The following is a 21,552-nucleotide window of genomic DNA, read 5'->3' on the forward strand; positions in this document are numbered from 1 at the left end:
GGCCGTCACCCACCCTCCCCTCCTACGAACACGGACGCCCAGTCGTTGCGCAGGCTGGCGACCACCCAGTCGTTGGCGTCGGCGAGTTGCAGCGACTTCTCCGCACCTGCGACGTAGTCGAACTCGCGCTCGGCGTCGTCGTGGCGCAGCAGCAGCGCCATCGAGGGGCCGGGCCCGGCGGTGGCGTACTGCATCATCGCGATGTCGCCGTTGGAGTTGCCGGCCGCAAAGATCGGCCGCCGTCCCACCCGGCCCCAGATCCGGACCGCCTTGACCGGGCCGTCGTTGAGGAACTCCGGCGTCGAGGTGGTCTTGAGGTGCCCGTCGGCGAAGTCCAGGCCCACCGAACTGCCGATCACCCGCTCGGGCGGAATGCCGTACATCTGCATCGTGATCGGCCGCATGAAATCACGGCCGCCCCCGGAGGCGATGTAGTTGGTGAACCCGTTGTCCTCCAGATAGCGCAGCAACTCCACCATCGGCAGATAGCCGCACGCGGTGTACGGGCGGTTCAGCGTCGGATGCACCGCGTGGGCGTAGAAGGCCTTCACCTTCTCGGCGTGTTCTTCGACGGTCAGTCCCGCATACGCCGAGAGAATCCCGCCGGCAAGGATTTTCAGCGCAGAGTCGTCGCCGTTGTAGTGCTTGGTGACGGCGTCGCCGAACCACTGCAGGTCACCGGCAGCGGCCGCCCGGTACGGGTCCCTCTCGGCCAGCGCCGGATCGGCCGCCGCCTGCTCGGCCAGCCGGCGCACCAGGAAATCCAACTGGATGTAGGCCGGCTTCTCACACCACAGCGTGCCGTCGTTGTCGAACACCGCCACGCGCTCCTCGGGCGCGACCTCGCTGACCGCGCGCCCCACGAAGTCGACGATCGCCGACTTCGCGGGGCCCTCGGCCCAGGAATCCAGTCCTGTCAACGATCAGCCGCCCACCGACTGGAGTGCCTCGTTGAGCTTCTCCACGGCATTGGTGATGGTGAACGACGCCGGTTCGCGCCGGGGCGGGAACTCCTTGAACGTCTCCAGGAACTCCAGCACCACCGCATTGGCCATGAACGCGATGTAGTCGTGGTCGAGGAACCAGTCCCAGTAGGTGTTGGAGGTGACGTCGGCGTGTTCGAACGGATCGGTTCTCAGGTTGAAGACCTTCGGGGCGCGAAGCTCGGTGAACGGCTCGAACCAGATCTGCAGCGTGCCCTGGCAGCGCTGCTCCATGAACACGACCTTCCAGTTGTCGATCCGGATGCCCAGCACATCGCAGTCGTCGGAGAAGTAGATGAGGCCCCGGCGGGGGCTCTTCTCCACCTCGCCGGTCAGATAAGGCAGCAGGTCATAGCCGTCGATGTGCACGTGGTAGGTCTTGTCGTCGATCGTGTGGCCCTGTTTGAGCTTGTCGACGATCGTCGGTTCGCCCGCGGCGGCGAGGATGGTCGGCAGCCAGTCGTGATGCTGGATGATCTCGTTGGACACCACCCCGGCTTCGATCTTCCCGGGCCAGCGCACCATCTCCGGCACCCGGAACGCGCCCTCCCAGCCGGTGTTCTTCTCGCTGCGGAACGGGGTGGTGGCGCCGTCCGGCCAGGTGTTGGCGTGCGGGCCGTTGTCGGTCGAGTAGACGACGATGGTGTCCTCGGCGATGCCGAGTTCGTCGAGGCAGTCCAGCAGCAGGCCGACATGCTTGTCGTGGTCGACCATCGTGTCGTGGTACGGCGACTGCCAGCGGCCGGCCTGGCCCAGGCTCTCCGGCTTGGTGTGGGTCCGGAAGTGCATGTGGGTCATGTTCATCCAGACGAAGAACGGGGTGTCGGCCTCGGTCTGGCGTTTGATGAAGTCGATGGCCGCGCCGGTGGTTTCGTCGTCGACGGTCTCCATCCGCTTCTTGGTCAGCGGTCCGGTGTCCTCGATACGCTGCTTGCCCAGCGGGCCGAACCGCTCGTCGACCTCGTCGGAGGCCTCCTCGGTGGCCCACGACTTGATCACCCCGCGCGGCAGCATCGCCTTGCGCAGCCGTGGCGCTTCCTCCTCGGTCGGGTAGTCCGGGTGCTCCGGTTCCTCCTCGGCGTTGAGGTGATACAGGTTGCCGAAGAACTCGTCGAAGCCGTGCGCGGTGGGCAGGTACTTGTTCAGATCGCCGAGGTGGTTCTTGCCGAACTGGCCGGTGGCGTAGCCCAGCGGCTTGAGCAGCGTGGCGATGGTCGGGTCGTCGGGTGACATGCCGACGTCGACGCCGGGCATGCCGACCTTGGACAGGCCGGTGCGGTAGACGCTCTGCCCGGTGATGAACGACGAGCGGCCCGCGGTGCAGCTTTGCTCGCCGTAGGAGTCGGTGAAGCGCATGCCCTCGGCGGCGATGCGGTCGATGTTCGGGGTCCGGTAGCCCATCAGGCCGTCGCTGTAGCAGCTGAGATTGGTGATCCCGATGTCGTCGCCCCAGATCACCAGGATGTTGGGTTTCCCATTAGGCATGCCTGACCCCTTGTCATGGATTGAATTAACTCGCCAATCCACCGTAGGCTATATTCGCCTGGGCCGGGGAGTAGTGCGGCCGGTGAAAATTGTTTAGCTGCAGTGGCTTACCCGCCGTGTGGTTTCCCGGTCGCTGTGTTGGCGGCGAACCGCCACCGGCGGCTTCCGGCGCGGAAAATCGGATTCGATCTGGGTGCGACGTCGGCCCGCCGCTCGGGTGCAGGGCACTGTCCACCTGGCGGGGCGCCGGTGATCAGCGGTCGTGCCCACCTGTTCGGGACGGCCTGGCGAACTCGAGAATTGCCGCGGTGGGTGCCCATGTCCGAAGGCCGGGTCGCCGGGTGGAACGGGGATTCGTGGCCGTCAACATGTCGGCCACCGACAGCAGCAGATGTTCACTGCCGGGAGGGCCGAGGAGTTGGATGCCAACCGGCAGACCGTCGGACGTGAAACCCGCGGGCACGTTCACCGCGGGCCAGCCGACTAGATTCCACGGCCATGTCCATGGGCACATCGCCAGCATCTGCCGCGGCGACAGCGTGGTGGCGGCGTCGTCGGCCAGCCGTGGGGCCGGCACCGAGGTCGTCGGCGTCACCAGCAGATCGACGATCTCGAAGACGCGCCCGATGCGCCTGAGCTGGCGGGGTTCGCGGGCACGGGCCCGTCGTAGGGTGCCCTGGGAAAGGGCCAACCCGCGCCGGGCGCCGCGGCGGATCGCCACATCCGGTACCGCGGGAAGGCCGCCCTGACGGTAGGCCCAGTCGTACAGTCCGGCTGCGCGTCGCACTCCGTAGTCCTGCCAGAGCCTGACGCCGTAGTCGGCCGAGCCCGGCGTGACGACGCGATGGCCCAGCGATTCGAGGACTTCGCCGGTCTGAACGAGGGCAACCGCGACGTTGGGGTCGACACCACCGCCGGCCAGTCCGGCCGGGAACGGCGGGCGTCCGGATACGGCGATCCGCAGCTGCCGGTCGATGCCCGGCGGCCGGTATGTCCCGTCGCCGGTCACCGCGGACAGCACCAGCGCGGCATCGGTCGCTGTCCGGGCCAGAATTCCGTACGACGTCAGACCGTTGAAGCTCTCGCCGGGGGGAGCGGTGGCGGGCACACCGGGGCCGGGTTTGAGGCCGATGAGGTTCGTCCACGCTGCCGCGATGCGCAGCCCCCCGCCGGTGTCGGTGCCGATGGCCGCGGGAACGAGCCCGGCTGCGACGGCGGCCGCGGCGCCGGCGGAACTGGCCCCGGGAGTGTGCTCGGGTGCCCACGGATTGCGTACCGGACGGCCTCCGAGCCCCGTCGGGCAGAGTTGTTGACCGAGAACACCTGCTGCCGTCTTGCCGACGATGACCGCCCCGGCATCTCGGAGTCGGCGTACCACTGCCGCATCGGCGCTGGCCCGCGTCGTCATCGTCGGGATCCCGAAGGAGCTCGGCGCTCCGGCGACATCGATTTCGTCGTTGACCGCCACCGGGACTCCGAGCAGCGGAGCGGTTTCGTCGCGTGCGCGCCGGCGATCCGCCTCAGCGGCGGCGGCACGTGCCGAATCGGCCAGCACGACGGTGAAGGCATTGAGTTCGGGTTGGGTCGCCTCGATGCGTTGTAGGGTGTGCGCGACAAGTGCTGCGGCACCGGTGGTGCCGCTCGCCAGTTCGAACAGTGTCTGATACACGAGCGCATATCGTTCTGCTGCTGGTCAGCCTGCACATCACCCTGAGCGTGTGAGATCGTTGCGCCATGCGTTTGAGGACGCCGTCGATGGGCCGGGTGCCCTGGTTCCTGACCGTCGCTCCGCAGGACGGCCCGGAGATGGTGCCCCGCCCGATGGTCGTCGAGAAGCTCCTCGCATCGGCCCGTCAGAGGGCGACGATCGTCTCAGCTCCCTCCGGGTTCGGCAAGACGGTGGCAGTCGCGCAGTACGCCGCCGCGCGCTGCGCGGAGCGGGCGGGGAGCGTGTCCTGGGTGACGCTCAGCGACCAGATGACCGACCTCTGGGACGTGCTTCGCGCTGTCGTCACTGCCCTGCGACAGGCCGCGCAGGAAGCCGGGGACTCGCAGTTCGATCGCTGTCTGTCGATGGTGCTCGACGCGGTGACCTACGACGACGCGATGACGGTTCTGGCAGCGATCGAGCATGCTCAGTCGGTCACCGTCGTGCTCGACGACGCCCAGAATGCGCGCCGGGCGCTCAGCGATTCCGGGTTCGCTCAACTGGTCGAGTACGGTCCGCGGTGGCTGCACCTGGTCGTCGTCACCACCGACGCAGCCGATCCCGCCCTGGTGCGGCTTCGGGCCCACGGGCGGGTGGCCGTCCTGGGGCCGGCGGATCTGGCGTTCGCACCCGCTGACGTCGTGGCCGCGGGCGCGCGGGTCGGGTTACCCGTCGACCGTGGCGCCGCCGCGGAGATCATGTCGGCGACCGGCGGCTGGCCCGCGGCCGTCCGGCTGGCGCTCAACGACGGTGGACGATCCCCGGACCTGGGCACCGACATCGACCCCACCGACTACGTCGATTCCGCGGTGCTGCAGCGGATGCGTCCGGAACTCGCCGATTTCGTGTTGTCGGTGACGATCACCGGTCGGGTGGACGAGAAGCTGGCCCAAACCCTGTCCGGGCGTTCGGACGCCGGTGAGTTGATCGCCGAGTGCATCGCCGCCGGATTGTTCGTCGAACGTTTCCAGTCCGGTGGAAGTACCGTCTACCAGTGGCATTCGTTGCTCACGTCGAGTTGCCAGAACATCCTGCGCCGCGCCGACGTCGGGCGTTGGGAACGATTGAACGCAGTGGCTGCCAAGGAGTTGGCCGACGCGCATCCGTTGACGGCCGTCGAGCACGCCATCCGGGCCGGTGATTCCGAACTGGCCCGCGCGGTGATCTTCGACCACTGGCTGGAATTGCTGCTGCAGTCTCGGCCGGAGGCGCTGGATCGCACCTGTGTCGCCGCCATGGCGGCGTTCGGCGAACATCCGATGCTGCTGATGATCCGGGCGTGCTGCCGGGACATGCTGGGCGACATCGCGAATGCGCAGTTGTTGCTGCAGCGGTCGCGGCGCGCCGAGCCGGGGGAGTCGCTGTCTGCGCGATCGGCCTTCGTCGCCGACATCGCCTGCGTCCTGGTCTCCGCGGATGACGAGGAGATGCTGGCGGCCGGCGATCGCGCGGTGACGGCGCTCGCCGACCGCGGCCTCGTGCCGACGCCGGTGTATGCCGGGGCGCTGTTCGTGCTGGGGTGGGCGCAGTCGAGTCTGCGCCGAGGTGGGTTGGATCTGCTGGAGGCCGCGGTCAGCGAGAGTGAGGCACTGGGCCTGACCGAGCTCGCCCTGCGGGCCCGGCAGACCCTGGCGTTCTCCGCGGTCAGCGTCGGCGAGTTCGAGCGCGCGCTGACGGTGTTACGCGAGCTCGATTCGGTTCGCACCGGCGACCCGGAGCGGCCACTCGTCCACCACTGGGTTGGAATCGAGCCCCTGACACGCGGTTACGCCCGGATGTGGCGGGGTGAACTCGCCGGTGCTCGTGAGGATCTGGCGGTCGCCGAGGCCGTGGCGGGTATCGGCTACCCGGATATCGCCCGGTCGCTGCTTGCGTTCACCACGGCCACCCTCGGCGAGGGAATGGCCGAGGCGGCCGAGGCCGTCGCGCGCATCCACGACATCGACAGCCACGGGGCGCCGCTGGGCACCTACAAGTTGGTGGCCGCCGCCAGGTTGGCCGAGGCTCGTGGTGAGCGACGGACGGCGCTGGCGATGGTCAGGCGGCTCGGCGACGGCGCGAACACCCCGACCATGTCGGCGATCGCGTCGGGCATCGCGCGGCGCCTCGGTGAGCCGGCGCTGGCCGCCCGGTACGCCGAGGCCGCAGTGGGCACCGAGCTGCAGCGCTACACCCGGGTCTATGCGCTGCTGACGCTGGCGATCATCGATTGGAGCCGCGGCGCAGGCAGTGCCGCCTACGGCAAGCTCGAGGACGCGTTGGCTCAGGCCGAGGCTGAGCACATCGTCTATCCGTTCCTGGACAACGCCGATGCGCAGTGTCTGGAGATGCTGGCCGCGCACCTGCCGGTGACCGGGTACGGCCGCTTTCTTCAGGAGTGTCTGGACGCGTGCTACGTCGCCGTCGGCCGCGGCGTGTCGGCGTCGACACCCCCGCTCACCCGGCGGGAGAAGGAAGTGCTGGCCTATCTGCGTACGCCGATGACCTCCGCCGAAATCGCCGAGCAGATGTCGGTCTCGCTCAACACCCTCAAGACACATCAGCGTTCCATCTACCGCAAGCTGGGGGTGATCAACCGGCGCGACGCCAGCCGCGCCGCCACCCGCTGATGCGGGCCTCGAACTGCAGCCCTGCCGGCACCCGGCCAAGTGAACACTTGGCCGGTTGCGCTGCACGTTTCTCTTCGGCAACACAAGCGGGGCGCCGTACCGGGCACGGGAAGGCATTCCGCAGGAGAGATTTCGGCTGACGGTCACATCGAACGCGGTCCCGCCGTCTAGGCTCGGATGTTGGCGCCCGGTCGCCGGAAACAGACTCCACACGGCAGGAGATGACATGTCCGAACCGACCCAGCGAGCCCAACCACACCTGGCCCGTGAGCACCTGCCGATCCCGGAGGCCAAGCATATCGGGCTGACGACCTACGACGCCAAGGACCCGAACACCAAGTATCCGCCGATCACCGAGCTGCGCCCGCCCGAGGGCGCGCCCAACGTGCTGATCGTGCTCATCGACGACGTCGGTTTCGGGGCTTCCTCGGCCTTCGGCGGCCCGTGCGCGACACCGGTCGCCGAGCAGCTTGCCGCCGACGGGGTGAAACTCAACCGGTTCCACACCACGGCGTTGTGCTCACCGACCCGACAGGCGCTGCTCACCGGGCGCAACCACCATTCGGTCGGGATGGGGGCGATCACCGAGATGGCCACCTCCGCGCCGGGTAACAACAGCATCCGGCCCAAGGACAAGGCGCCGGTCGCCGAGACGCTGAAGTTGAACGGCTACTCCACCGCCCAGTTCGGCAAGTGCCACGAGGTGCCCGGCTGGGAGGTCACCCCCGTCGGCCCGTTCCACCAGTGGCCGACCGGGTCGGGGTTCGAGTACTTCTACGGGTTCGTCGGCGGGGAGGCCAACCAGTACTACCCGGGGCTCTACGAGGGCACCACCGCCGTCGAGCCGCCGCGCACCCCTGAGGAGGGCTACACCCTCACCGACGACCTGGCCGACCGGGCCGTCACCTGGGTGCGTCAGCAGAAGGCGCTGATGCCGGACAAGCCGTTCTTCATGTACTTCGCGCCCGGAGCCACCCACGCCCCGCACCACGTACCCAAGCAATGGTCCGACAAGTACCGCGGCAAGTTCGACGAGGGCTGGGATGTGCTGCGCGAGCAGACCCTCGCCCGGCAGAAGGAACTCGGCGTGGTGCCCCCGGACGCCGAACTGACCGCCAGGCACGACGAGATCCCGGCATGGGACGACATGCCCGCCGAGCTCAAACCGGTGCTGGCCAAGCAGATGGAGATCTACGCCGGCTTCCTGGAGCAGACCGACCACGCCGTGGGCCGGGTGGTGGATGCGATCGCCGACCTCGGCGTGCTCGACGACACGCTGATCTACTACATCATCGGCGACAACGGGGCCTCGGCCGAGGGCACGATCAACGGCTGCTTCAACGAGATGACCACGCTCAACGGGTTGCCCGGTATCGAGACCCCCGAGTTCCTGCTGTCCAAGCTCGACGACTTCGGCACCCCCGAGGCCTACAACCACTACGCCGTCGGCTGGGCCCACGCGCTGTGTGCGCCGTACCAGTGGACCAAACAGGTGGCCTCACACTGGGGCGGCACCCGCAACGGCACCATCGTGTCCTGGCCGAAGGGGCTGTCCGGCAGGGGGACAACCCGCGACCAGTTCCATCACGTGATCGACGTCGTCCCGACGATCCTGGAGGCCGCGGGGCTGCCCGCGCCGCACTCGGTGAACGGCACCACCCAGGCGCCGCTGGAGGGGGTCAGCATGATGGCGACACTGCGTGACACCGGGGCGCCCGAGACGCACGAGGTGCAGTACTTCGAGATGATGGGCAACCGAGGCATCTACTTCCAGGGCTGGACCGCGGTGACCAAACACCGCACCCCGTGGAAGGCCGACACCCCGCCCCCGTTCGACGACGACGTGTGGGAGCTCTACGCACCCGGTGACTGGACCCAGGCGCACGACCTGGCCGCCGATAATCCGGCGAAACTCGCTGAACTGCAAAGGCTCTGGCTCATCGAGGCGACCAAGTACAACGTCGTGCCGCTCGACGACCGGGGTTTCGAACGGATCAACCCCGACATCGCCGGACGGCCCCAGCTCATCCGCGGCAACACCCAGCTGCTCTTCGACGGCATGCGGGTCAGCGAGTGGTGCGTGGTGAACCTGAAGAACAAGTCACATTCGGTGACCGCAAACCTCGATGTCCCCGAAGGCGGTGCGAGCGGGGTCATCGTCACCCAGGGCGGCAGCGCCGGCGGGTGGACGCTCTACGCCCACGAGAAGAAACTCAAGTACTGCTACAACTTCTTCGGCATCGACTACTTCGTCACCGCCGCGACCGAAGACATACCGGCCGGAAAACATCAGGTGCGCATGGAGTTCGGCTACGACGGCGACGGCCTGGGCAAGGGAGGTGACGTGACCCTCTACTACGACGGCCGGGAAGTGGGCCGCGGCCGGGTCGGTGCGACCCAGCCGATGGCGTTCTCCGCCGACGAGGCCTGCGACGTCGGGTGCGACACCGGCTCACCGGCCTCGACGGACTACGGGCCGACGGGAAACAGGTTCACCGGAACCATCGATTGGGTGCAGCTCGACCTGGGCGGCGACAGTCAGGATCACCTGATCAAACCCGAGGACCGGTTCAACATCGCGATGGCCAAGCAGTAGGGGGAGGCGGGGGCTCACAGTCCGTCGCGGTTTGTTCACCGGAAAGGCTGTCAGCGGGCAGCCGCGAAGCGCAGGATTGGGCTACAGGGGACAAACCGGGATGTACGGGCGGGGAGCAGCGATGAACGAGGACTTCAAGGGCAAGATCGAACTCGACGTGCGCGACTCGGTGGCCGACTGGTCGCCGTATGTGCTCGAACGGGCACCCGAGGGCGCGCCCAACGTACTCGTGGTTCTCTACGACGACACCGGTCTGGCGGCGTGGTCACCCTACGGCGGCCGCATCGAGATGCCGGTGATGCAACGGCTGGCCGACAACGGACTCACCTACTCGCAGTGGCACACCACCGCGCTGTGCTCACCGACCCGCTCGTGCTTCCTGACCGGGCGTAACCACCACGTCAACCGGTGCTCGGCGATCACCGAGACCTCGAACGGCTTTCCCGGCGCCGCGGCACGACTGCCTGCCGAATGCGCCACCATCGGGCAGGTGCTGCAGGAAAACGGCTACAGCACGTTTTGGATCGGCAAGAACCACAACGTCCCCGAGGAGGACATCGCCAGCGGCGGCAGCCGCTCGGAATGGCCGCTGCAGAAGGGATTCGACCGGTTCTACGGTTTCCTGGGCGGCGAGACCAACCAGTGGTATCCCGATCTGGTCGAGGACAACCGGTTCATCGAGCAGCCCTACGGCCCCGAGGACGGCTACCACCTGTCCAAGGACATGGCCGATAAAGCGCTGGGCATGCTGCGCGACCAGCAGGCGACCAACCCGTCCAAACCCTGGTACATGTGGTTCTGTCCGGGCGCCAACCACGCACCGCACCATTCGCCGCTCGAGTACGCCGACAAGTACAAGGGCATGTTCGACGACGGCTACGAGGCCTACCGCGAGTGGGTGCTGACCCGGATGATCGACAAGGGCATCCTGCCCGAGGGCACCGAGATGACCCCGCTGAACCCGATGCCCGACGATATCGCCGTGCCGGCCGATCAGGTGCGGCCGTGGGATTCGCTCAACGACGACGAGAAGAAGCTGTTCGCCCGAATGGCCGAGGTGTTCGCCGGCTTCTCCGAATACACTGACGCCCAGGTGGGGCGGATCATCGACTACCTCGAGAAGACCGGGCAGCTGGACAACACGCTGATCTTCTACTGCGCCGACAACGGCGCATCTGGTGAGGGCTCGCCGAACGGGTCGGTGAACGAGAACAAATTCTTCAACGGCTACCCCGACGAACTCGCCGAGAACATGCAGTACCTGGAGACGCTGGGCAGCGCGGACACCTACAACCACTACCCGACCGGGTGGGCGGTGGCGTTCTCCACACCCTTCCAGATGTTCAAGCGGTACTCGCAGTTCTCCGGCGGCACCTGCGATCCGATGGTGGTCCACTGGCCGGCCGGCATCAAGGCCAAGGGTGAGGTGCGCCACCAGTACCACCACGCCACCGATGTGGTGGCCACCATCCTCGACGCCGCCGGGCTGCAGATGCCCGCGACCTACCGCGGCGTCGAACAGCACCCGCTCAACGGCGTGTCGATGCGGTACAGCTTCGACGACGCGGCCGCGCCGACCACCAAGAAGCGCCAGTACTACACGATGCTGGGCACCCGGGGCATCTGGGAAGACGGCTGGAAGGCCTCGGCGATCCACGCACCGCTCAGTGGTGCCGGCCATTTCGACCAGGACCGCTGGGAGCTCTACCACGTCGACGAGGACCGTTCCGAATCGAACAACCTCGCCGACGAGCATCCCGAGAAGCTGCAGGAGTTGATCAGCAGCTGGTTCTCCGAGGCGGACGCCAACTTGGTGTTGCCGCTCGACGACCGCTCGGCCCCCGAGCTGCTCACCACCGAACGGCCGCAGTCGGAGCCGACCCGCAACCGCTACGTCTACTACCCGGGCACCGCGCCGGTGCCCGAGGGCGTCGCGGTCAACATCCGGGGCAGGTCCTACAAGATCGTCGCCGACGTCGACATGACCGCCGACGCGGCGGGGGTGATCTTCGCCCACGGCTCGCGGTTCGGCGGGCACGCCCTGTTCCTCAAGGACACCAAGCTGCACTACGTCTACAACTTCCTCGGCATCAAACCCGAACAGGTATTCGTCTCCGAGGAGCTGAGCCCCGGCAAGCACACACTGGGCATGGAGTTCATCCGCGAATCCGCCGGAGAGTACGGCGAATCACACGGCACCACAACGCTCTACGTCGACGACAGGGTGGCGGCCAAAGGGCCGATGCGTGCTCAGGTCGGCAAGTTCACCCTGTCCGGTGACGGCCTGTGCGTGGGCTACGACAGCGGCGACAACGTCTCGAGCCTCTATCAGGCACCGGGAACCTTCACCGGCGGAACCATTCTCGGTGTCGGCATCGACGTCAGCGAGGAATCCTACGTCGACCTCGAAAGGGAGGCGGCCGCGGCGTTCGCGCGTGACTGACCCGCAGGTGTCGACGGACTGCGCCGTCAGTGGTCGAGGTGCTCCAGCGCGCAGCGGGCCGCGTGGTAGCCGCACATGCCGTGCGCCCCTGGCCCGGGCGGGGTGGCCGCCGAACACAGGTAGATGCCGGGAACCCCGGTGGAGTACGGCGACAGGGTGGCTCGCGGTCCGAAGGTCAGTTGCCGGATGTCCTTGGCGCCGGTCATGATGTCGCCGCCCAGGAAGTTGGCGTTGTAGGCGGCCAATTCGCTGGTCGAACGGCTGGTGTGCCCGACGATCCGGTCACCGAACCCGGGGGCGAACCGCTCGATCTGGGCGATGATGGCCGCTGTCGCGTCCCCGGTGTATCCGTTGGGCACGTGGGCGTAGCTCCACACCGGGTGCACATCACCGGCCGAACGTTGCGGGTCGGCCAGGTACTGCTGGCCGACCAGCACGAACGGACGCTCGGGCATCCGCCCGGCGGCGACATCGCGTTCGGTGGCGGCGACTTCGGCGAACTCGCCGCCCAGGTGCACGGTCCCGGCGCGGTGTGCGTGCGGGTTGGTCCACGGCACCCCGCCCCGCACCGCGAAGTCGACCTTGAATGCTCCGGGTGCTCGGCGGAACCGGCGGTAGGCCCGGGAGATTCGCGGAGGCAGGGCATCACCCATGATCTCGGCGACCGCCTCGGGGGTCAGGTCGAAGACGGTGACCGACGATGGCGGCAGGTCGGTCAGCGACCGCACCCGGCTCCCGGTCACGACCGTGCCGCCCAGATCGGCCAGCAGCGCCGCCATCGCATCGGTGATCGCGCGCGACCCGCCCATCGCGACCGGCCAGCCGTGCCGGTGCCCGGCGGTCAGGATGCCCAGCCCGATCGCCGACGTCATCGGTAGGTGCAGCGGGCGAAACGCATGCGCTGCAACGCCACCGAACAGCGCACGTGCCGGCGCGGTACGGAACACCCTGGCCAGCGCGGCGGCCGGCAGCACGGTCGGTGCGCCGAACCGGGCCAGGGTCAGCGGGTGGCTCGGGATCCGCAACAGTGGGCCCATGATGTCGTTGGACAGCTCGTCGAACCGGCGTGCGGGGGCGCCGAACAACGCACGCCACCGGGCACCGTCGGGGCCCAGCGCCTGGGCCGTGCGGTCGACCGATCGGTAGAGCACCCCGGCTTCTCCGGTGTCCAACGGGTGCACGCAGTCGATCTCGGTCCAGCCCCAGTTCAGCCCGTAGCGCTGCAGCCCCAGCTCGGCGAGCAGCGGCGAGCCGACGGCCATCGGATGGATCGCCGAACAGTGGTCGTGCAGCAGCCCCGGCACGATCGCCTCGCCGGTGCGGGTGCCGCCGCCGATCTGCTCGGCGGCCTCCAGCACGGTGACCGACAGCCCGGCGCGGGCCAGGGTGACGGCGGCGGCCAGCCCGTTGGGTCCGCTGCCCACCACGGTCGCAGTGCTCACCCCTGCAGTATTCATGCCATCGGCCGGCGCCTGTCCCGCCGGGCGGTGGAGCGGCGCGGCCGGCCGATCATCGGGGACCGCATCGACGTCGAGCTCGCGCTGTTGCTGTGTCAGCAGTACAGCGCCGCCGCACGGTGTCTGACCGCAGCGGCCTCGCCCGGCGCGCGATCGGATCGTTGCAGGTGGCAGGCATTTCCGGCACCTGCTGATCATCCAATTCGGGTGATGTGCCCCCGGGCCTGCGCGGCTAGCGTTCTCGTCGTATCTGGTCGATTGCGGGAGACGGTGAGAATGGCGAAGCGCTTCAACGGGGTCATCAACATGGACGTGCGGGACTCGGTACCCGACTGGGCGCCGTACCAGCCGCCGCGGGCCGCCGAAGGCGCGCCGAACGTGCTGTACGTGGTGTGGGATGACACCGGCATGGCGTCGTGGGACACCTTCGGCGGCGCGATCGAGATGCCGACGCTGAACCGGATCGCCGACCTGGGCCTGCGCTACACCAACTGGCACACCACAGCGCTGTGCTCGCCGACCCGATCCAGCCTGCTGACCGGCCGCAACGCCCACACCAACGGGATGGCCTGCATCGTCGAAGGGGCCTCGGGCTACCCGGGCCAGTCGGCGGTCATCCCGCCGGAGTCCGGCACCATCGCCGAGGTTCTGCTCGAACAGGGCTACGGCACCTACTGCGTCGGCAAATGGCATCTCACCCCGGAGAACGAGGCCAACATGGGCGGGTCCCGGCGCAGCTGGCCGCTGGGCCGCGGGTTCGAGCGCTACTACGGGTTCCTCGGCGGCGAATGTAACCAGTGGTATCCGGACCTGGTGCACGACAACCACGCAGCCGAACAGCCGTATCTTCCCGACGACGGCTACCACCTGTCCAAGGACCTGATCGACAAGTCGATCGAATTCATCCGCGACGGTAAGCAGGTCAACCCGGACAAGCCGTGGATGATGTATCTCGCCTTTGGCGCCAACCACGCCCCCCACCACGCCCCCAAGGAGTGGATCGACAAGTATCAGGGTGTCTTCGACGAGGGCTACGAGGCGTACCGGGAGAAGGCGCTGGAGCGGATGAAACAGCTCGGCGTCGTTCCGTCGGACACCGAGATGGCTCCGATCAACCCGTGGCCCGCGGGCGAGGTGATCGCCGACATCGACCTGGTGCGCCCCTGGGACGAGCTCAACGACGACGAGAAGAAGCTGTTCGCCCGGATGGCCGAAGTGTTCGCCGGCTTCTCCAGTTACACCGACTACGAACTCGGCCGCCTCATCGACTATCTGGAGGAGTCCGGGCAGCTGGACAACACCATCATCGTCGTGGTCTCCGACAACGGAGCAAGCGGCGAAGGCAGTCCCAACGGCTCGGTCAACGAGAACAAGTTCTTCAACGGCTGGCCCGACGACCTGCAGGAGAACCTGGAGAAGCTTGACGACCTGGGTGGGCAGGAGACCTACTGCCACTATCCGACCGGCTGGGCGGTGGCCTTCAACACCCCCTACAAGATGTTCAAGCGCTACACCCTCGAGGGCGGTATCGCCGACCCGATGATCCTGACCTGGCCGGCGCAGATGACGTCGGTGGCCGGTCAGTTCCGCGACCAGTATCACCACGCCATCGACGTCGTGCCCACCATGTACGACTGGATCGGGGTCACCCCGCCGGATGCTCTGGGGGGTGTCACCCAGTTGCCGATCCAGGGTGTGTCGATGGGCTACAGCGTCGACGACGCCGACGCCCCCAGCGCCCGTACGACGCAGTACTACGAGATGCTCGGCACCCGGGCGCTCTATCACGACGGGTGGAAGATCGTGGCCCGCCACGGTGCGCTGTCGGGCAAGGGTAACTTCGGCTCCGACACCTGGGAGCTCTATCACACTGCCGAAGACCGCGCCGAACTGCACGACCTCGCCGCACAGTACCCGGAGAAGGTCCAGGAGATGGTGGCTATGTGGTTCGCGTTTGCGGGGCGCAACAACGTGTTCCCGCTCGATGACCGCACGGCGGCCGAACGGCTGCTCGACCCGCGGCCCTCGGCGGTCAGCAACCGTGACGAGTTCACCTACTATCCCGGGACTGCCGATGTCCCCGAGGCGGTCGCACCCAACATCCGCAACCGCTCCTACACCATTCGCGCCGAAGTCGACGTCACCGACGCGACCCCCTCAGGGGTGATCATGGCCCAGGGCAGCAGGTTCGGCGGCCATTCCCTGTTCGTCAAGGACGGCACCGTGCACTACGCGTACAACTTCCTGGGAATCGCCGAGACCCTGGTCTCGGCTTCGCAGCCGCTGACGCCAGGCCGGCATTCGGTGGTCGCCGGATTCGCCAAGGAGGGTGAGAACCCGCCGAAGGTCGCCAACGGTGTGCTGACGCTGTCGATCGACGGTGTGCCGGTGGGTTCGGACGCCATGCGCACCCAGCCCGGGAAGTTCGCGCTGGCCGGCGAGGGGCTCGCGGTGGGACGCGATTCGGGTGACCCCGTCAGCAAGGAGTACGGCAGCGAGTTCGGCCTCACCGGTCTGTCCGTCGACCACGTCACCATCACGGTGGAGGGTGCCCACTTCTTCGACGAGGAGATGGAGGCGCACGCCATGCTCGTGCGCGAATAGTGCAGCGGCGCGGGGTGTGTCGGTCAGTCCAGACCGACCGCCTCGCGGCGGTTCCGGACCCGGAGCTTGCGGTAGATCGACCGTTGGTGGGTCTTGAGCGTGTTCACCGAGACCGACAGCTTGGCGGCGATCTCACCGGTCGTCATCGGGGTGCGCATGAACGCCAGCACCTCGCGCTCGCGTGCGGTGAGCGGTTCGGGCCCGGTCGAGTCCGAAGCGGCGCGCTCACAGCGCAGCATGCACTCTTCGACGAACTCGCTGTAGGCGGTGGTCCCCACATGCTCGGCCAGCAGCTGGCGGCAGGCGGCGTCGTTGTTGTCCAGGAACGGGTAACGCACCCGTTGCGGTGCCGCGAGCGCGAGCATCTCCTCGAGCCGTTCATGGGTGGTTTCGTCAGGCGAGGATCCGATATCGAGCAGCGCCAGGGTCAGCATCCCCGATGCCCTCAGGTAGTCCGGTACGTCGTGTGCCACCGCGTTGTTCGCGAAGGCGCGGGCGAGGTCGGGATCCCCCAGCCGGCGGCACATGCCCGACAGCACGGCCGCCACCATCGGCAGGTTGTCCCTGTCTGCCACGGGGCGGGCGAGGTCCAGCGCCTTCGCCGGCTCGCCGTTCAGTTCGGCCAGTCTCGCCAGGCTGGCCTGCTTGTAGCTGCTGAACGGCACACCGTGGGTGTCGACGTCGGCCATCCGGGCCACCGCGGCCTGCACGGTGCGCGCTGCGCCGCGGTCGGCAAGAGTTGCGACCGTGAAGGCCAGCATCTGACATGCCATATCCGGGTAACCGGCACCGACCGACCCCGCAACAACGGTGAAATCCTCACGTGCAGAATCGAGTTCGCCGCGCCAGAAGTTGACCCAACCGGCCGCGAACCGTTCGATTCCGGCCCCGTCGTGTGCCAGCCAGACTCCGGGCTCGCCGGCGACATCAGAGGTGTCTCGGTGCAGCACGCTCAGCGCCCGGTCGAATTCTCCGGCATGGGCGGTCGCCAGCGCCTGGTTCTGCCGTGCCCGGGTGGCGACTTCGAACAATCCCGTCGCAGAGCACTCGTTGACCGCGGCCGTCAGAAGCTCGGAACCGCGGTCGGAACCGTACCGGAGCCGGGACTTGGCCCAGCCGAGTACGAACAGCGTGCACGCGTACACGCGGGGGCCGACCACCGTTCGGTCACCGAGTACGTCCTCGGCCCGCTGGACGGCCTGCGACATCTCGTCTTCATCGTCTGCGACCAGGACACAGGACAGGTCGGCGATGAACCGCAGCCGCCGTGCGGCGTCACCGCCGGCCGCCAGCATGCCGGCGCGGTCGAACTGTGTTGCGGCTCCGACGCCGTCGCCGATCAGGCTTCGGCAACACGCTCTGATCATCAGTACCTCGGGTAGTTCCCCGAAGGCATCGAGCATGCGTCCGCACAGCTCGTCGAGGGCCCGCCAACGGGACTGCAGCAGCAGCTCGAGCCAGTGTCCGGCGACGATGTCCTGGGCGATTGCGCAGTCGTCGGCGTGGATCGCGTGATCGACGGCCGCGACCGGATCGGCGTCGGCCAGCTCGCGGGCCGCGAGTCGGTTGAGTTCTCGCCACCGTGCCGGGTGGTACCGGCGCAGGATCGCCTGGCAGTGCGTGGCGAACATCGAATGCCATTGGTAAACGGCGTTCTCACGCACCTCTGCGTCGAACCGCTCGAGAAACAATCCTGCCGAGAGGCATTCGGCGATCAGGCGCTCGGCGTCGGGACGGCCGGACAGGACCGTCGCCAGCCGCCCGTCCATCCGGGCGGGCACGGTGGTGCTGAGCACGAACTCGGCGACGTCGCTTCGCAGCCGGTCCAGAACCGTGGTTCTGATGTACTCCGTCATCAGTTCGGTCCCGGACTCGGCTGCCGGAACGTCTGCACCGCTGGTCAGCATCAGGCGAACGGCCGCAGGCCAACCCGCGGTGATGGTCTGGACGGCCTGGGCCCTGCCCGGTCCGATGTCGCGGCCGACCAGGGCTGCTGCGGCCTGGATCTCGGAAGTCGACAAGCTCAGGTCGGCCGCCTTGATGGTGGCCACCTGGCCGTGCACCTTGAGCCGCCCCAGTTTCGAGTCGACGGGGTCGGTGGTGATCATCACCAGGTGCAGCCACTGCGGTCCGTATTCGATGAGGTCTGCCAGGTCGGACTCGGTCACCGTCGTCGCCTTGTGGAAGTCGTCGATCACCACGGTCACGGCCGGCGTGTCCATCGCGCCCACCGCGGCCAGTGCCTCGTGGTAGCTGCCGGAGTCGTACACCGTCGCCAACGCGCGGTGCAGGTCGACGTCACCGCGTTCGCGGGCGCTGCGCTGCAGCGCGGTGAGCACCCCCCGCACGAGATCGTGGATGTCGCCGGTGCCTGCCGACAGCGTCACCCACGCCACGGCACCCGGCTGGCCGCGGTGCCGGCGTCTTCTCGCCCACTGAGCCACCGCGACCGTTTTCCCGAAGCCGGACGGTGCCGTGACGATCGTCGCACGGTGGCGATCGGTGTAGCGGTCCAGCAGATCGGCCAGCGCGGGGCGCTCGACCATCTCGGGGTGCGGCGACGGGCTGGTGGCCAGAAACCACGGCAGAGGGTGCAGCGCCGATGTGCTTGGGGACTGCATGCTCACACAGCTTAGGTACCCATGTGCTCACACATCACGCAATGTCGTGCGCCGCGACGGGGCCTGCGGGGGCGGGGCAATGGTGCGCCACGCCACCGCCGCGGCGGCCAGCGTCACCGCCGCCGTCGCGGCGAACACCGGCCAGAACGCGCCGGTCGCGATCAGCAACGGGCTGCACACCGCGATGGCCAGGGTGCCGCCCAGCATCTGGATGCTCAGGTTCACCCCGCTGGCCTGCCCCTGCTTGTCGGCCGGTGCCGCCCCCATCACCGCGGGTCTGGTCGTCACCGCGATGAACGGCATGATCGCTCCCCACACCACCATCGCGGCGATGAGCAGCGCGGTGTTGCCGGCGATCGTCGCCCCGCCGACGGCGGCCACCGTGACCGCCGTGGTGATCAGCGTGGCCACCAGCGGCACGCGCGGACCCCGGCGGTCGCGCACGGCGCCGGCGAGCCTGGAGGTGATCAGGGTGGGCACGATCGCGACCGAGACGACGAGGCCGGCCATCACGGGGGACTGGCCGAGGCTCTGCTGCAGATACAACGCGACGAAGACGAAGACGACCATCTTCTCGAACTGGAACACCGCGAACACGATGTTGCCGCCGGTGAACGTGGGATCGGCGAGCAGATCGAGCTCCACCAGCGGTGCCGCCCGGCGCAGCTCGATCACCACGAATGCGGCCATCAGAGCGGTGCCGCCGATCAGGCTCCCGAGCACCCCCGCCGAGGTCCACCCCCAGTCCGCGGACTGCATCAGGCCGATGGTGATCCCGCTCAGACCGGCCACCAGGGTGGCCAGGCCGGCGTAGTCGAAGCGGCGCGGGCCCAGCTGCGCCCAGTCGGGCCGGACTCTCGGTGCGGCCAGCATGGCCAGCAGCACGCCGACGGTGATCGCGATGATCGGCAGGTTGATCGCGAAGATCCAGCGCCACGAAACCGTCTGGGACAGCACCCACCCACCAGCGGCCCCGAGGCCATGAAGCACCCGGCGATGGTGGTCTGCACACCGAAGGCCGAGCCCTGCCGCCCGGGCGGGAATGCGCCCGCCACGATCGCCATCGAGGCCGGGAAGGTGACCGCGGCGCCCACCCCCTGCACCGCCCGGCCGGCGATCAGCCAACCCCCCGACGGGGCCAGCGCCGCGATCGCCGATCCCGCCGCGAACAGCGCCGCGCCCGCCGGGAAGGCGATGCGTCTGCCGAGCATGTCGCCGAGCCGCCCGCCGACGGCGAGGAACGCCGAGAAGGTCAGCAGGTAGGCGTTGACCACCCAGTGACTGGCCAGAACCGTCATGCCGAGGTCGTCGCGGATGGTCGGCAGTGCGACGCCGACCACGGTCTCGTCGAGCACGACCAGTCCGAGTACGGAGCTGGCCGCTGTCAGGATCCACCAGGGGCGGTGTTGCTCGGTGATCAACAGCGCGAGCCTATGTCAGCGCGGCTCGGCCGGCGCGGGTCAGCCCTTCGGAGGGACGGGTGCGGCGGGCTGCACCGCCGGTGCGCCGGCCTCGGCCTTCATCTTCTCGAACAGCTCGACGTAGTAGGGCAGGCAGTGTTCCAGCGCCTGCTCGGTGGTGTAGACGGGCTCGTAGCCCAGATCGCGTCTGGCTTTGGCGATGGAGAAGTAGTTGTCCAGGTAGAGCCGTTCCACCCCAAGCGGTTCCAGCAACGGCTTGGGCGCTCCGAGCTTGAAGTGCAGGAACTGCCACACCGTCATCGCCAGCCGCACCAGCCGGCCGGGTACCCGGAACGTCGGCCACGGCTGGCCGCACGCCTCGACCACCGGACGGGAGAACTCGAACATGTTGATCGGCTCGCCGTCGTTGATGAAGTACGCCTGCCCCGGCGCCGTGCCGCCAGGCACCAGATGCTGTGCGGCCAAGATGAACCCGTGCACCAGGTTGTGCACATAGGAGTTGTCGAGCTTGACGTTCTTGCTGCCGATGAGCACCTTGACGTGGCCGGCGAGCACACTTTCGAACACCTTGCGGAACATGGTCTGATCGCCACGGCCCCAGATCCCGCTGGGCCGGATCGAGCAGGTCAGCACGCCCTGCTCGCCGTTCTGGGACAGCACGAACTTCTCGGCCGCCACCTTCGTCTCGGTGTAGAGATCGTTGAACCGGTCGGTGTAGGGCAGCGTCTCGTCGCCGCCGGAAATCCGTTTGCCGCCCATCACCACGCTGTTGGACGCCGTGTAGACGAAGCGCCGCGCGCCGGCCCGCTGCGCGGCGCGGAGCAGATTCTCGGTGCCGGTGACGTTGACGGCGAAGCTGCGGCGCCGGTACTCCTCGGTGACCGAGGCGCCGCCCATCAGGTCGATGATCGCGGCGGTGTGGAACACCGTGCCGATGCCCTCGACGGCGCGGGCGACGTCGTCGACGTCGGTGATGTCGCCGACGATCACCTGCAGGTTCGGGTGGTCGGGCAGCGGGCAGGGCACCCGGTCGAAGGAGCGGACCTCGACGCCGCGGTCGAGCAGCTCACGCACCAGGTTGGCACCGACGAACCCGGAACCTCCGGTGACCAGGGCTCGGCCGAGTTCAGTCTGCAGCGTTGCATCACCCATGCCCGCAGCGTAACTGAAACATGTTCCAATTTGCCAGCGAACACCGGTCGAATGGTTGCCGGGTCAACCTTCGTCGTCGTCCTTGGCGGCCAATGCGTCCTCGACCCTCTTGCGGGCTCCGGCGAGGTGCTCTTCGCACCGTTTAGCCAGCTCCTCGCCTCTTTCCCAGAGTGTCAGCGACGCGTCGAGGTCGAGCCCGCCGTGCTCCAGGCGCTGCACCACCTCGATCAGCTCGTCGCGCGCCTCTTCGTATCCGAGTTCACTAATAGGCTTCATCACCGGCCTCCAGAGTCGTCGTCGGCCGCACCCTCGCTGAGCGCGGTGATCGCACCGTCGGCCACCCGGATCCGCAACCGGGTGCCCTCCGGCGCGTCGGCCACCGAATGCAGTACGTGCGCCGGCCCGCCGGTCGGCAGCCCCTGCGCCGCGGCCTGTGCGATGGCCTGGACCACGGCATAGCCGCGGGCCAGCGT

At 68.0% G+C, this 21,552-nt stretch carries 13 protein-coding genes and 1 pseudogene; 4 read left to right on the forward strand and 10 right to left on the reverse strand.

What is annotated here, in order from left to right; translation table 11 throughout:
* Positions 1–5: 5 nt before the first annotated feature.
* From ACXAID_RS08935 to ACXAID_RS08945, 3 genes are all read right to left on the reverse strand, one after another.
* On the reverse strand, positions 6–920 hold the full coding sequence (locus tag ACXAID_RS08935) for an HAD family hydrolase (RefSeq protein ID WP_475021842.1): 915 nt from the start codon (positions 918–920) through the stop codon (positions 6–8).
* Between the two features lie 3 nt (positions 921–923).
* Positions 924–2,468, reverse strand: a complete 1,545-nt coding sequence (locus ACXAID_RS08940) for an arylsulfatase (RefSeq protein ID WP_475021843.1) — start codon at positions 2,466–2,468, stop codon at positions 924–926.
* A 253-nt stretch (positions 2,469–2,721) separates the two neighbouring features.
* Positions 2,722–4,137 (reverse strand): amidase family protein, encoded by a 1,416-nt coding sequence (locus ACXAID_RS08945; RefSeq protein ID WP_475021844.1) that lies wholly within the window; start codon positions 4,135–4,137, stop codon positions 2,722–2,724.
* 65 nt (positions 4,138–4,202) lie between these two features.
* Between ACXAID_RS08945 and ACXAID_RS08950 the strand changes: the two genes are divergently transcribed.
* The 3 genes from ACXAID_RS08950 (at position 4,203) to ACXAID_RS08960 (ending at position 11,824) form a co-directional block, all read left to right on the forward strand.
* Positions 4,203–6,785, forward strand: coding sequence for a LuxR C-terminal-related transcriptional regulator (locus tag ACXAID_RS08950; protein WP_475021845.1), 2,583 nt, complete (start codon positions 4,203–4,205; stop codon positions 6,783–6,785).
* A gap of 226 nt (positions 6,786–7,011) precedes the next feature.
* Positions 7,012–9,381 (forward strand): arylsulfatase, encoded by a 2,370-nt coding sequence (locus tag ACXAID_RS08955; protein ID WP_475021846.1) that lies wholly within the window; start codon positions 7,012–7,014, stop codon positions 9,379–9,381.
* Between the two features lie 121 nt (positions 9,382–9,502).
* The gene (locus tag ACXAID_RS08960; protein ID WP_475021847.1) at positions 9,503–11,824 is read left to right on the forward strand and encodes an arylsulfatase; all 2,322 of its coding nucleotides are present in this window, start codon (positions 9,503–9,505) and stop codon (positions 11,822–11,824) included.
* Positions 11,825–11,850: 26 nt separating this feature from the next.
* Here the strand turns inward: ACXAID_RS08960 and ACXAID_RS08965 are convergent, their stop codons facing one another.
* On the reverse strand, positions 11,851–13,266 hold the full coding sequence (locus tag ACXAID_RS08965; protein ID WP_475021848.1) for a phytoene desaturase family protein: 1,416 nt from the start codon (positions 13,264–13,266) through the stop codon (positions 11,851–11,853).
* A gap of 291 nt (positions 13,267–13,557) precedes the next feature.
* Here ACXAID_RS08965 and ACXAID_RS08970 point away from each other — a divergent pair, with 291 nt between their 5' ends.
* A complete protein-coding gene (locus ACXAID_RS08970) occupies positions 13,558–15,885 on the forward strand; it encodes a sulfatase-like hydrolase/transferase (RefSeq protein ID WP_475021849.1) in 2,328 nt (775 codons plus the stop codon).
* Positions 15,886–15,908: 23 nt separating this feature from the next.
* On the opposite strand, the gene ACXAID_RS08975 is transcribed toward ACXAID_RS08970, so the two are convergent.
* The 6 genes and pseudogenes from ACXAID_RS08975 to ACXAID_RS09000 all read right to left on the reverse strand — a co-directional run.
* The gene (locus tag ACXAID_RS08975) at positions 15,909–18,506 is read right to left on the reverse strand and encodes a winged helix-turn-helix domain-containing protein (protein WP_475021850.1); all 2,598 of its coding nucleotides are present in this window, start codon (positions 18,504–18,506) and stop codon (positions 15,909–15,911) included.
* Between the two features lie 27 nt (positions 18,507–18,533).
* A complete protein-coding gene (locus ACXAID_RS08980) occupies positions 18,534–19,379 on the reverse strand; it encodes an MFS transporter (protein ID WP_475021857.1) in 846 nt (281 codons plus the stop codon).
* Positions 19,286–19,927: an MFS transporter gene (locus ACXAID_RS08985; protein ID WP_475021851.1), complete on the reverse strand. Its 642-nt coding sequence runs from the start codon at positions 19,925–19,927 to the stop codon at positions 19,286–19,288. Before ACXAID_RS08985 ends, ACXAID_RS08980 begins: the two co-directional genes overlap by 94 nt.
* 39 nt (positions 19,928–19,966) lie before the next feature.
* Positions 19,967–21,079, reverse strand: coding sequence for a 3-beta-hydroxysteroid dehydrogenase (locus ACXAID_RS08990; RefSeq protein WP_475021852.1), 1,113 nt, complete (start codon positions 21,077–21,079; stop codon positions 19,967–19,969).
* Positions 21,080–21,142: 63 nt separating this feature from the next.
* Positions 21,143–21,355 carry an exodeoxyribonuclease VII small subunit gene (locus ACXAID_RS08995; protein WP_475021853.1) on the reverse strand — a complete coding sequence of 71 codons (213 nt, stop codon included), beginning with the start codon at positions 21,353–21,355 and terminating at the stop codon, positions 21,143–21,145.
* Positions 21,355–21,552 (reverse strand): annotated as a pseudogene (locus tag ACXAID_RS09000) (hypothetical protein); the annotation flags it as partial. The gene ACXAID_RS08995 and the pseudogene ACXAID_RS09000, both read right to left, overlap by 1 nt.

The sequence above is a fragment of the Mycobacterium sp. ABE4_509 genome (assembly GCF_056160785.1).